The sequence below is a fragment of the Bacillus cereus group sp. MG16 genome, assembly GCF_040459875.1.
GTDB lineage: Bacteria > Bacillota > Bacilli > Bacillales > Bacillaceae_G > Bacillus_A > Bacillus_A paranthracis.
The window spans coordinates 173,915-189,632 of sequence record NZ_JARVHE010000002.1; the positions used below are offsets into that span (position 1 = coordinate 173,915).

The window sequence follows — 15,718 nt, forward strand, 5'->3', positions numbered from 1 at the left end:
TTGCTTCATATACATTACCTGTATTTCTTACATAAATTATATAAGTGAACAAGCTTTTACACTTTTCTTTCAATTTCACCTTTTACTTTTCTTAATATTTTCTTTTCAACTAAAAAATTGACTGAATAATTTTTTATCAGAGGTTTGAAATAGATTAAGTAACTAGAGGTACCATGTCAAAAAAGCTTGTAATTTGGATAACATCCAAATTACAAGCTTTTTATTTTTTATTTAATTACTGCCACCAAATCCAAGCCCAAAGGTAATTTCTTATATTTCGAGGAGTAATGCGAATGAAGCGTTCACCGTCAAAGAAGCAATTTAAATTTGGAAGTGTTTCATCTGGATTTTCTGGAACAAAGGTGACGATGTTCTCGTTACTTGTAACGGTTACTGTAATTGGTGGATCGGTAGGCGAGACTTGAAGTTGTAACGAAATATTGGCCGTATTTTTAAACTCATTATTAACAGGTGGACTTATTACTTGTACTGTGAATAACACGATAATTGTTTCGTTTGGCTCTAAATTAGTGGCAACTAGGAAACCGATATTCGGATTCGCTAGTGGAGAGCGTTCACCGTTAATAAAGACAGTGCCGTTTATAAATTGTAAACCTGCTGGAATAGTATCTTGTAACGAAATATTTGAGAGTGAAATTTTGGAAGTATTTGTAATGCGTACCGTGTAATCAAAATATTGATTTAAATAAGCTGAGCTGACGGAAGCATTTTTCGTGACTGTTGTAGTTATAAATTGAACTGGTATACGAACAATATTTGAATTAACAATGAAAGTAATAATTGGATCCTGTGGTGTCAATTGAAAAGCAGCGGTAACTGTTGCAGAATTTATAATTGTACTGTTTGAAGGAATAGAAGTTACGAGGACTTGAAATGTTATAGTTGCTACTGTACCTGCAGATAAAGAACCAATATTAATACCAGTGTCTGGACGAACATTTGGAACCGAAGTACCGTTAATAGTTACGCTGTTTTCTATAAATGTTGTACCAGCTGGAATTGTGTCTATAACAGAAGTACTAATTGTCGGAATTGTGGAATCATTAAATACCTCTAATGTGAATGTAATAACATCTCCTATAACGACGATAGATTTGTCTGCTGTTTTCTCAATGTTAATTATTGGCTCGATTAATGTTGTTGTAACGGTATTTGTTTGCTTTGTAATTGTAATAGGTGGTTCATCTGGATCAATGATAACGGTATAGGAAACAGTAGCATCGTTATTAATTGTAGGTTGAAGAGTAGAAGAAGATATTGTCACTTGGAACGTAATAATGACAGAGTCATTATGAGCAAGATTTCCTAACGTAATACCATTTTCCGGATTCTCATTAGGCTGATTGATTCCGTTAATCGTAACACTACCAGCAACAAAAGTCGTATCTATTGGTATGGTGTCTATAACAAGAAGGTCTTCAATCGTTACATTACCGCTATTCATAATCGTAATTGTATACGTTAAAGTTTGAGCAGGTAAGGCATTCGTTACATCAACAGATTTTATGGCAATGACATTATCATTTTGGACAGTAGTTGTGACGGTATTTGTTGTAGTCGTATTTGTAACGGGTACGTTATTTGGGTTGACTATATAGTTAAAAGTAGTAATTGCGTTGTTGTTTAGTTCATTTGGTGTTGGAATAGTAGTCACAGTTACTTGGAATGAAACGATAGCATCTCCATCTACAATTATAGTACCAATTGGTATGCCGCTTACTGGATTCACTCCTGGAAGAGTTTCTCCGTTTACAATGACGCTATTTTCTATAAACGTAGTACCTTGAGGAATAATATCTTGAATGATTACATCATTTACTGCAACATTACCGGTTTGATTTAGTGTAATCGTATACGTTAACGCATCACCAACCGTTGCAAATGCAAGGTCAACAGTTTTATTACTATTCAAAGTCGCATGATTAATTGTTGTTACGGCAGCTGATGAAATAATAGTTTCGGTAATAGGCGGCTGGTTTGGTAACGTGTATTGGTATTCAATTGTACTCGTATTAGAGATTGGATTTGTTTGCGGAATTGAAGTAACCCGTACTTGGAATAGAATAGTTGCTGTCGTATTAGGCGGAATGTTATCAAGTTGTATCCCGCTAAGTGGATTATCATTTGGACGAGCGCTTCCATTCACAATAACACTATTCTCTATAAAGCTCGTATTTGCTGGGATGATATCTGTAACGATAATATTTTCCACTTGTATATTCCCATTGTTTGTGATGGAAATAGTGTAAGGGATAATCGTTTGTAGGTCAGCGTATTGGATAGGCGTTGTTTTTGTTGCAATTATATTAGCAGAAATAACTTCAGTGAAGGTAATATTACTAGTTGATATTTGTTCTTCGCTATTAATTGTATAACGAGAAGTGGATTGATTTTGAATACGACCACTAGCTGGAAGCGCTACGACAGTAACAGAAAATGTGACTGGGATAGAAATGTTAGGAGCAATCGTTCCTAACAATATACCGGTACTTGGATTGGCATTAAGCTGCGGAATGTTATTTACTAAAACGCTACCGTCTATAAAGGTTGTTCCACCAGGAATATTGTCTGTAAATACAAGAGCAGTAGCATCCGTATTCCCTGTATTTGTTAAAGTTGTTGTATAAGTTAAAACATCACCAATTGTTACAGAAGTCAAATCAACAGTTTTAAGTGAAACGATATCAGCATCATTAATTTGAACGAAAGTAGTGTTGGAAGTAGTCGATTTTTGAATTGGTGCAAAGTCAGGGTTGAAAATAAAGTCGTAGACGATGTTTGCAGTATTAGGTGTTGGGTTTGCAGCAGGTAAATTCGTAACCGAAACTTGGAATGTTATTGTAGCTACTTGACCTGATGTGATATTCGGGATGGAAAAGCCGATATTCGGATCTGCTGCAGGAAGTACAGTGTTGTTAACTGTTACACTCCCCGAAATAAATACTGTTCCATCTTCTATAATATCAGTAAAAAAGATGGAGTTAGTTGTAGTGGATCCGTTATTTTGAATGAGTACTGTATATTCAATAGTTTCATCAATATTAGCTAATACTGTATTAGCGGATTTTGTAGCGATAAGAATGGCATCAATAAATTGTATATTTGTAGTATTGGAAGATGTCGTTTCTGAAATTGGTGGTAAGCTTTGGTCTGGCTGATACTCATAGTGGATGACGGCGATATTATTCATGTTATTTTGAGAAGGTATCGAGTCTACATTTACTTGGAATGTAACGATAATTGTATTGTTTGGAAGGATAATATTAAGTGAGATTCCGGTACTTGGATTTTCGTTAGGTCTTGGTATGCCATCTACAAGAATGCTATCTGGAACGAATGTGGTGCCAGCAGCGATTGCGTCAATTAGGAGAGTATTTGTAATAGGTACTGTACCAGCATTTGTAACTGCGATGGTATATGTGATAATTTGACCGATGCGTGTAATGGATCTGTTAGCAGATTTAATTGCACTAACATTTGCTGTACGGACTTCCGTGTTTACTGTATTTGATAATGATCTACGCTGAATAATTGGAGAACTAGGGTCAATTTGGTATTCATATGAAGTGTCTGAGATGTTAATGACTGTATTGTCTTCAGGTATATTTGTAAGTTGTACTTGGAATGAAATAGTGACTGTTTCATCTGGTTGTATCGTGCCGAGAGTTACTCCATTTTCAGGATTCGTACCAGGCTGAATGACATTATTTATTGATAAGCTATCTTCAATGAATATTGTCCCTTCTGGAATGTTGTCAATGAACACCGTATTGTTAGCTGGAACCGTTCCGATATTTTGTAGTGTATTTGTGTAGGTAATAAATTGCCCGATGGAGACGAAAGTTACATCTGCGCTTTTAACGGAAATAATATTCGCATTTTGAAGTGATGTTGTAACAATGTTAGAATTTGCAGAGCGATTCACTGGTGGAGCTGTAGGAATACTTATATATTGGTAAGTTACTGAAGATTGATTTACAATTTCGGTTTCAGTAGGTGGATTATTTGTTTGTACTTGAAATAGTATTGTTTTGGAACTGTTTGGTGGAATCTTTCCAATTGGTATTCCGTTTTCGGGATTTGCATCAGGCTGAAGTACACCGTTAATTGTGACACTGTCGAGAACGAATGTAGTCCCAACTGGAATCGAATCTGTAAAAATAATATTTATTGCGTCAACATTGCCGCTATTTTTCACTTCAGAAATATAAAGTATAGTTCCGCCAATATCTACAGTTATTGGATTGGACGTTTTTGTAATTGTTAATTGTGCTTGCACGAAATTTGTAATGACAATATTACTTGTAGATGTTTCAGTAATAGGCGGTTGCCCTGGATCTGGTTGAATTGTATATGTTGTATTAGATTGATTTGTAATCGATTGTTGCGAGAATGGATCGTTAATAAGAACTTGGAAAGCAATAAGGTGAGTAGCGTTTGCTGCTAGGTTAGGCAAAGTAACACCTACATTTGGATTGGCACCAAGTATAGTTGTTCCGTTAAGTGTAAAACTATTGTCTACGAATGTAGTCCCTTCTGGAAGCGTATCTGAAAATATGAGATTCGTAGCTGGAATATTTCCGGTATTTTCTAGCGTTATCGTATAGGTCAAAATATCACCTGTTGTTGCTTGTTGTGCATTGACTGCTTTTAAAGAAAGAACATTCGCATCCGAAATTTGTGTGAAAGCTGGATTAGACGTAATTGTTCGAGAGATGATAGGAGCAGTTGGATCAGCGATAAAAGTATAGTCAATACGAGCTATATTAGAAATTGGATTCACGCTTGGAATGGATTGAACGATAACTTGGAATGTGACGGTGACGATTTCCGAAGGTGCAATGGAGTTTAATGAGATCCCTACGTTTGGATCAGTACCTGGAGCTGAAACACCATTAATGGTCACACTATCCGGAATAAATGCAGTTCCCTCTGGGACCAAATCTGTTAAAGTAACTGTATTTGCAGTTGTATTCCCGTTATTTTGAACGACTACAGTGTAAGTGATTGTACCGTCAGTAGACTGTACGAGGGAATCTGTATTTTTAATTACAGATAGTGATGCATCAACGACAGCTGTATTAACCGTATTAGATGAAGATGTTGCTGTAACTGGAGGTTGACTTGGATCGACAATATATGTGTAACTTGTAAGTGCTTGATTTATAATTGCTCCTTGTGGCGGAATAGAGTTTGCAAGAAATTGGAACGTAATTGTAGCAGAATCACCTGGTGCGATAATGCCAACTGGAATACCGAGAGTTGGACTTGCATCTGGAAGTGAAATTCCGTTAAGCGTAACACTATTGGGAACAAATAATGCCCCTTCAGGAACACCGTTAATGAGTAATACCGAGTTTGCAGGGAAGTTTCCAGTGTTTGTTAATGTTGCTGTATACGTAATTATATCTCCGATAGATACAATTGTTCGATTTGCTTCTAAAACCGTTGTAACAGTAGCATTATTAATTTGTGTAGAAGCACTATTAGAAGTAATTGTGCCTGTAACAGGAGGAGAAGTCGGATCAACAAGAAATTCGTATTGAACGGATGCAACGTTTGTAATTGGGTTTGAAGGCGGAGTAGATGTAACTATGACTTGGAAAGTAACGGTTAAGGAACTGTTCGTACTAACGGTTCCGATATTAACTCCGTTATTTGGATTTGCACCTGGAATGGTACTTCCATTTACGGCAAAACTATTTTCAATAAAGGTCGTTCCAGCTGGAATGAGGTCTGAGAAATTTACATTCGTAGCGTTTGTACTGCCGCTATTTTGTATTAAAACTGTATAAGTGATCGTGTCTCCAATATTCGCAAAGGCTGTACTAGCAGTTTTTACAGCTGAAAGTATTGCTGAATGAATAGAAGTAACGAAGACGTTCGTTTCCACATTGCCAGGCTGAGCCTGTAATGCATTGCCTACGTTATATTGGAAGTTAACAAATGCTAAGTTTTGGAGTTCAGGTGTGAATGTTGATGGATTGCTTACGATTTGAACTTGGAATATGATTGTTACAGTTTGATTTGGAATGATCGTATTTATGCCAATACCGCTGGTAATAGAAGTGGATGGTAATGGAGTGCCATCAACAATAACGGATCCGGCAACAAATTGTGTCCACGATGGTATCGGGTCTGAGAAAATAACGTTATTGGCAGGGATATTTCCAGTATTCGTAATTGTAGTTGTATACGTAATTGTATCACCAATCGTTGCAAAAGCTTTATCACCGATTTTAGTAGTAGTTAAAATAGCACTTTCAATTGTTGTGATAACACTATTTGAAGTAATGTTTTTTGAAACAGGAGGATTATCTGGATTAACGATATGCTGAAAGCTAACGCTAGCTTGATTCGTAATTGGATTAATAGCCGGGATTTCATTTGAAGTAATATGAAATTCTACAATGGCAGATTCGTTTGGCGCGATATCACCAATTGGGACACCTGTAATGGTGTTTGCATTTTCGATAATAGTTCCATTAAGTGTAAAACTATTTGGTTCAAAGGAAGTTCCGTCTGGAATAACGTCGGTAAAAATAACATTCGTTGCATTAACATTTCCGCTATTTGTAATTGTAACGGAGTAGATGATATCTTGCCCAATATCTACTGTTGACACATTTGAATTTTTTTGTGCAGTAAGAATAGCACTATTAATTTGTGTTGTCGTTGTATTAGATTGATTGGAAGTTGTAATAGGTGACTGGTCTGGATCAACAATATAACGATAAGTGGTAAGAGCTGAATTAGAAATAGGGTTGTTGATTGGTAGGGTTGTAACGGTAGCTTGGAATGTGATAATTGCTGCAGTACCACCGTTAATTGAACCGATATTTACACCAGTAGATAAATCAGCATTTGGAATGGTTTGCCCATTAACTGTGAAACTGTTTGGAACAAAAGTTAAATTGCTATCAAGCGTATCGATAACGGTAACATCAGTTGCAGTCACATTCCCTGTATTCGGGAGGTTAAGTGTAAATGTTATTGTATTACCAACATCCGCAAAAGTAAGATCTGTTGTTTTTGTACTTATAATATTCGCGTTGTTTATTTGAAGAAGCGTAGTGTTGGAAGTAGCCGCACTTAATACTGGAGGATTAACAGGATCAACAGTAAACTCATATGTTGTTGATGCTGTATTTGGTGCTGGATTAATAGGGGGAATGCTGTTCACTGTAACTTGAAAGACGATACTATATATTTCATTAGGCGGAAGTGTTGCAAGTAATACACCTGTATTTGGATTCGCGTCAGGTTGTAAAACACCATCGACAGTTAATGTGTTAGGAACAAATGTGACTCCATTTGGTAATACATCTGTGAATACAATATTAGTTGCATCTGTATTTCCTATATTCGAAATAGAAGTAGTGTAAAAAGCAGTTTGCCCGATATCTGCAAAGGATACACTTTCATTTTTCGTCATGGATAATAGTGCTTCTTTAATTTGCGTTGAAACAGGATTGCTAATTGAAGTTTCTGCATCAGGCGGTGAGACTAATTGGTACGATGTTGATGAGAAATTTACAATGGGGTTTTCAGTTGGTAATGACGTTACAGTAACTTGGAACGAAATTGTTACTGTAGTCCCAGCTGTTATAGTTCCGATATTTACACCGTTCACTGGATTTGCACCACTTTGAAGAATTCCATTAATAGAAAATGTGTCTGCAATAAATGCTGTTCCGCTCGGTACGGTATCTGTGAATATAACATTTTGCGCAGATGAGTTTCCATTGTTTGTTAAAGCGACAGTATAAGTGAGTGTGTCTCCAATACGACTAAAGGATTTATCGACTTGTTTTAATGAAAGAATGGTAGCTGTATTAATCGTAGTGAACACTGTGTTTGAAGTAACGGTCCTTGAAACAATAGGGGCATTAGGATCAGCGATAAATGTGTAAGAAGCAGTAGCGGAATTGGCAATAGGATTTTGGGCTGGTGTAGAAGTAGCGGTAACTTGAAATGCTATAGATATTGAGCTGTTAGGAGCAATTAATCCAATTGTAATACCTGTATTAGGGTTGAGCCCGATTTGTGTGATGCCATCTATTGTAACGCTATCAGTTATAAACGTCGTACCATCTGGTATGAGGTCAGTGAAAGTAATATTCGTAGCGTTTGTATTACCGCTATTCGTTAAAATTGTCGTATAGGTAATGGTATCACCTAGTGTTACAAGTGTTTGATCTACAGATTTCACCATCGTTATCATAGCATCTAGTACCGGGTTTGTAACGATATTTGTTGAAATAGAAGTTGTAATAGGAGTTCCGTTTGGATCGACAGTATAAGAATATAAAATTGTGTCATTACCCATAATCGAATTTGAAGGGGGAACAGAAATAACATTTACTTGGAAAGTAACAGTTACTGTTTCACCCGGTGCGATATTTGGTATAGTTACTCCCAGTGCTGGTTGTGCACCAGACTGCTGAACGCCATTTATCGTGAATGAATTTGGTATAAAGGTAATGCTAGCTGGAATAGCGCTTGTGAAAGTAATATTCGTAGCGGCTGTATTTCCTGTATTTGTAATAGTAGTTGTATACGTAATCGTATCTCCAACTGAAACGATAGATTTATCAGCACTTTTTTGGGTTGTTAAAATTGCACTATTAATAGTTGTCGAAACAGCATTAGATACATTCATTTGTGATACGGAAGGTTGGCTAGGGTCGACCACATGTGAAAATTGTACAGAACTAGAATTAGAAATTGGATTTATACTTGGAATATTTGTAACAAGTACGTTGAGAGTAATCACAGCCGTTCCGTTTGGATTTATATTTCCAATCTGAATCCCGTTAGCTGGATTTCCGATCTGCTGTGTACCAGAATCGTTTGTAAGAGTGCCAGATATGAATGTCGTTCCGTCAGGTAAAATATCTGTGAAAATTATATTTTGTGAAGTAACATTTCCAGGGTTACTTAATGTAATCGTATAAGAAATTGTATCGCCAATTGTTGCGAAAGTTTTATCTACAGATTTAACAAGTGTAATTTCTCCGGAATTTATTTGTGTCGAAACCGGATTGGATGTCGTACTTCTTGAAACGAGTGGTAAATTAGGTCCTGTCATAAATTGATAATCAATAGAAGCGCCATTTACAACTGGTGAGTTTGGCCCCCCAGGTCCAATTGTGAAAATTGGATTTGGAATGCTAACTACTTGCACGCGGAAGGTAATGTTTGTAAAATCTCCTGCAATAATATCCCCAATTGGTACCCCATTCGCTGGATTTACCCCAGGTAATAAAACCCCGCCTACTCGAACGCTATCCGCTATAAACACTGTATTATTTGGAATCGGATCTGTAAAAATGATATTCGTAGCAGTTGTGTTTCCTATATTCTCCAATAAAACAGTATACGTTAAAAATGAATTTCCAGGTGCTACGTCAGAAAATAGTCGATCCACACTTTTCGTTGCTTGAATAATCGCTTCGTTAATTTGAACTAAAGTTGGATTACTTGTAGCTGTTTCTGTCACCGGCGGCTGGGTAGGATCAACAATGATCGAGTATGTCGTGCTAGACTGGTTCAAAGTTGGATTTGTAACTGGTATTGAGCCAACGATAGCTTGAAAGCTAATGGTTGTCGTTCCTCCAACTGGAATTGAGTCTAAAGAAATCCCGCTATCTGGTCTAAATCCAAGTTGTGGGATGGTATTAATTTGTACGCTATCAGGAACGAATGAAAGTTCAGGTGGTAATATATCGATAAAAACAGGTGTGTTTGCGGTAGTATTTCCGCTATTGGTGAGGGTAGTTGTATACGTAATTGTATCTCCAACAGCAGCAAATGCACTGCTTGCAGTTTTTGTTGCGATAACGGAAGCAGTATTTACTTGTGTAAAAGTTTTATTAGATTGAACTGTTCGTGAAACTGGCGGTTCATTTATACCTACAATAAAGCTATATTGAAGCGATGATTGGTTTGGGATTGGATTCGGATTTGGGAGTGATGTAATGTTTACTTGAAAACTGAGTGTAGCAGATGCATTTGAATTCAAGTTGCCAATATTGATACCATTTTGTGGATTTGCATTAGGAATAGTTGTTCCATTTACCGTAAAACTGTTTGGAATAAATGATGTACCATTTGGAATTACATCTGTAAAAATAACATTGTTTGCGGTAGTATTACCGGAATTAGTAATGATAGCAGTGAAAGTCAGTGTATCTCCAATAGTAGCAAATCTTGAATTGACAGTTTTATTTATAGAAAGAGTTGCATCAATAATTGGCGTAACCGTCGTATTCGTAACTGTACTACCAACAGCGGGTGATTGGTTTGGATTTACGGTATATTCATAATTTACAAGAGCATTATTTGTTAATGTGCCACTAGGTGGTATCGCTAAAATTTGTGCTTGAAAAGTAATGAATACAGTATCTCCTGGGGGAATATCTGCTAAGTGAATACCAAGTGATGGATCTAACCCTGGCTGCGGAATATTATCGATAGTTACAGAGTTTGGCACAAATGAGGCGCCTGCACCGAGTCCATCTGTTAAAACTGTAGCGCTAGCAGGGATATTCCCTGTGTTCGTAACTGCAATCGTATAAGTAACGATATCCCCAATTGCAGCTGTCGGTGTATTCACTGACTTCGTAGCGACGATTGTAGCGTTATTAATTTGAGTTGTTATTACGTTACTTAACGCATTGGCGGACGCTGGAGGTAAGTTAGGATCTATGACATATTGGTACGCTGTATTGCTTTGGTTCGGGATTGGATTTGGACTAGGAATGGAATTTACTATTACTTGAAATGAGATTGTTGCACTTGTATTAGGGTTTATTGGATCAATTGCAATTCCACTTGCTGGGTTTGTATTAGGAAGTGTATTGCCATTTACTGTTACACTATTAGGAATAAATGATGTTCCGTTTGGAATTACATCTGTAAAAATTACATTTGATGCAAGTGTGTTCCCGTTATTCGTTAAAGTAGTTGTATACGTAATAATATCATTTACGTTAGCAAAGTGTTTATCTGCCGATTTTACAGCGGCAATCGTAGCGTTATTAATAGTTGTCTGTACGGTGTTAGAGGCCACCATCTGCGTTACAACTGATTTGGATGCGTCGTATGTGTATTGGAATGTAGTGCTCGATTGATTCGTAATCGGATTTGGACTAGGAATAGTTGGTACAGAAACTTGGAATGCAACAGTACGTGATGAATTCGCTCCTATCGTCCCAATTAAAATGCCATTAGCAGGGTTTGCATTTGCTATAGGGACACCGTTAATCGTTACAGTATTAGGAAGGAAGATGGTACCAGCTGGAATGATATCTGTAAACGTTACGTTAGAAGCAGGGATATTGCCGTTATTTGTTAAAATTGTTGCATACGTTATGACAGCGCCAACATCAGCGAAATTTGTACTTGTTAGTTTTGTGGCAACAATATTAGCAGTATTAATTTGCGTCGTTACTATATTGCTAGTAGCGTTTCTGACAACGGCAGGTAAACTTGGATCTGCGATAAAGCTATATTGAAGTGCAGCGCTATTTTGAACTGGATTTGGTGAAGGTAAACTATTTGCACTTATTTGAAAAACAATCGTTGTAAAACCACCTGAAGGAATGGAGCCGACTTGAAGACCGGTACTAGGGTCTGCACCTTGTTGTAAAGTACCACCTATAAAAATACTATTTGGTACGATAGTGGAGCCATTAGGGATTATATCGGTAACAATAACATTATTTGCTGTAGTATTGCCAAGATTAGCTAAAGAAATTGTATATGTGATTGGTTGCCCGACATCGGCGATAGTTAAATCTACTTCTTTGACAATCACTACATTTGCTAAATTAATTTGTGTACTTACAGTGTTACTTACAGATGTTTCTATAGTTGGTGGATCGCCCGGATTTAGAATAAAGCTATACTGTGTACTAGATGAATTTAATGTTGGATTTTGTGTTGGTAAAGAGGTGACGGTTACTTGATAAGAGACAGTAAGTGAGCCATTAGCAGCAATGGAAGGTAGTGGAACACCTATATTTGGATCTGCGTTATTTTGAAGTACACCATTAATAAGAAAAGTATTTGGAATAAAGGTAGTACCGTCTGGATTCGTATCTACGAAAGTAGGGCTATCAGCAGAAACACTTCCTGCATTCGTCAAAGTAACAGTATAAGTTAATATATCCCCTACGGTAGCGAACGCTCGATCCACTGTTTTGGCTGAAATGACATTTGCATCGTTTACTTGAGTAAATGTAGTGGTTGAAGTAGTGTTCTTACTTACAGGTGAAGTGTTTGGATCAACGATAAAGTTATAGGAGATGGAAGCGCTATTTGAAATAGGGTTTGGATTTGGAATGCTAGTGATTACTACTTGGAATGAAGCTGTAATTGTAGTATTAGCATTGATGCTACCAATATTGATGCTAGCTGGTGTAACGCCTGGCTGAGTAACACTGTTAACTATAACGCTGTTTGGGACAAAAGCGGTTCCATTCGCAATTGAATCAGATAGTAATACATTGTTCGCTGCAACATTTCCATCGTTAGTAAGAGCAAAGGTGTAAGTTAATACATCACCAACTTCCGCAAACGTTTTATCTACAGATTTATTAGCATGGAGATTTGCTAGTCTAATTGTTGATGTAACAGAATTAGAATTTGCTGTTTTTGAAGTCGGTGGCAAACTTGGATTTACAGTATATAGATAAGAAGCGAAGGCGTTATTAATGATAGGATTTTGGGTCGTAATATTGATGACTGTTACTTGAAAGGATAAGGTGAAAGTAGCTCCTCCTGGTATTGTACCAATAGGTACGAAAACGAGTGAATCTACATTTTGTAAAACACCGTTGAGTGTTACCGAACCTGGTGTTAATATCGTTCCATTTGGAAGTGAATCTGTTAGCTGTACGTTAGTTGCAGCTGTATTTCCACTGTTTGTAATAAGGATTGTATAACTTATCGTTTCGCCAATTGTGGCAAATTGTTTGTTAGTTGATTTTGTTAATGTTACATTCGCATTATTAATTTGAGTGGAAACGAGATTAGAAGAAATGTTTTTTGTAACTGGTGATTGGCTAGGGTTGACGGTATATTGATAAGAAGCGCTTGATCCATTAAATACGACGTTTGACGCGGGTATTGTATTTACTACTACTTGAAATGAAACATTTTTTGTTGTACCAGTTGGGATGGATCCAATGTTCACACCGTTAGCGGGATTTGCGCCCACTTGTGTCGTGCCATCAATTGTTACACTGTTTACAACAAAAGTTGTTCCAGTAGGAATGACATCTGTAAAAATAACATTGTTTGCATTCGTATTACCTGTACCTGTAAAGGAAACGGTGTACGTTAGTATATCACCAATATCTGCAAAATTTTTATCTACTGCTTTCGTCATTGTTACAGTAGCATTATTCACTTGAGTGGAGACAATATTCGTCGTATCAGTCCCGCTTACTGCCGGTTGATTTGGCACAGGAATGTATTGATAAGTTGTTGTACCACTATTTAATATGGGATTTGTTTGCGGGATAGAAGGAACGAATACTTGAAATGAAACCGTAGTCGTAGAATTAGCAGCAATAGATCCAATTGATATACCAGTAGCGGGATTTGCGCCAGCTTGGGTAACTCCGTTCACAGTTACGCTCCCTGGAATGAAAGTAGTCCCGCTAGGAATCGGGTCCGTATATATAACATTTGTTGCAGCGATATTTCCTATATTAGCTAAGGCAATACTGTAAGTTAGCGTTTCACCAATATCGGTAAAAAGTTTATTAACTGATTTTGTGCCATTAATATCTGCGAGGTTAACTTGTGTTCCAGCAGAGTTGCTTGTTGCAAGACCGTTAAAGGTCGTTCCACCGGCGATTGGTGTATATTGAAATGTAATATTAGCAGTGTTAGAAATCGGATTTGGATTTGGCAGAGAAACGACAGTCGCTTGGAAAGTTACTGTACGAGAAGCACCATTATTGATTGTTCCAAGAGATATACCAGCGGCAGGATTTGCATTTGTTTGTGGTATGTTATCTACCATTACAGTGCCAGGTATAAAGGAAGTCCCATTAGGGAGAATGTCTGTCAAAATAACGTTATTGGCGGGAAGAAGTCCGGTATTAGGGATAGTAACTGTATAAGTGAGAATGTCTCCAATTGTAGCTACACTTTTATTCACGCTTTTCGTTGCTTGTATATTAGGTGAGTTTATATTAATTTGTAAACCGACTGTATTTAACATGTATGCATCTCCGTTAGTTGTTAAACGGATTGCGGCAGATACTTGAGAATTTGTTAAATAGGGAGAAATATCAATGGAAGTAATGTCCCAGCCTTGTCTTCCTGCAGAGATGTTTGTACCTGAAGAAGCACTTTGATTTCGCGTTCCAAATGTCCCTGTTGTATCTAAGTTTCCTGCAGCATTATTAATTTGGGAACCGAAGAAATTATTTATGGCATTATTTGGTCCGGATAAAGCGTTTAATGAACTGAAATTTGGTCCGAATAGAGCCTGATCCCCAATTAAATCAGCATCCCCTTCGGTAGAACTCAAAAATAATCGTCCGCTTACAGGTCCTCCGGAAGGTGTTAAAAATCCTGAAACAGCTACATCTGCACTACCGGTATCAGCAGAAACACGGTTACCCGCTACATAAATGGTTAAGTTTCTTGCTGGCAATGTCCCATTTTGATAAGCGACAATGAGCGTCCATCCAGAAGAATTGATAGCCCCATTAGAAGCATCTAAAGGATCAACAAGTCCAGGGACAGAGCCAGTTGTATAAGAGCCAGATCCAGCAGCTTGAACGAGAGATGTTACATCTGCAGAACGTGTATAGAATCCAAATGTGACAGATCCAGAAACGAAAGTTTGATTTGAAGCTGTAACAGCCGAAGGGGTAATTGGGTATGTTGAAACAGGTGTAGTAAAAGAAACAGGGTTTCCTAAAACACTCGTAATGTTTTGATCACGAGATAAATAGTTTCCACCCCAAACGAGTTCTGCGTAAAGAATCGTACTACCAGCAGGGATATTTAATACAGCGGTAGAACTATTTTGTGTATAGTTTAACGTTGTACCAGCAGGAAAAGTAGGTACTTGTAAAGCGGTATTCGTAGTTACGAATGCACCAATTGCCCCGATTGTACCAGCACGGTTTTGGTTACTAATTTTACTTAAACCTAGTGTGTTCCCTGTAATCGCAAGTGCCCCGTTAGTAGTGGTAGAAAATCGATTCGTAATGGGCATTTTTTCACCTCATTTGCATATAGTTTTGGTCAAAATACGATATGCATATAAACAATCAAAAGGAACATGTATAATTGAACTATAAATTCCTTCCTTAATCATTGGAAGGAATTTAATAGTAACAAGGGCTATTTTTAAATCAGTTAATATTAACATTAAAGGAAACTCCAGGGACACAAACATTGATTTATAAAACTGCATTTGTTCCTCTATTTTGTTTATTTTGACTTTTGGATAGCACCACATGCCCATCAACTTAAGAATTTAGAATTACCCCAAAATGAAAAAAATAAGCTTTTTGTTACTTAATAACGGTGTGTCTGTAGCCCTAAAAGGGGCATTTAATTATTAGAATATAATTATTACATTATCGCATACAGTAAAACATATATTTAATAATAGGAAACAGGATTAATACCTTAGCTAAATTTAAATGATTCGTACTATATC

Annotated in this window: 1 protein-coding gene; it reads right to left on the bottom strand. The window is 37.1% G+C overall.

Going from position 1 to position 15,718, the window contains the following annotated elements; all coding sequences use genetic code 11:
• Positions 1 to 235: 235 nt before the first annotated feature.
• Positions 236 to 15,268, bottom strand: a complete 15,033-nt coding sequence (locus tag QCI73_RS28675) for a beta strand repeat-containing protein (protein ID WP_001123145.1) — start codon at positions 15,266 to 15,268, stop codon at positions 236 to 238.
• Positions 15,269 to 15,718: the final 450 nt, after the last annotated feature.

Coding starts and splice junctions, on each gene's coding strand:
- QCI73_RS28675 (WP_001123145.1), bottom strand. CDS start 15,268: ATGCCCATTACGAATCGATTTTCTACCACTACTAACGGGGCACTTGCG.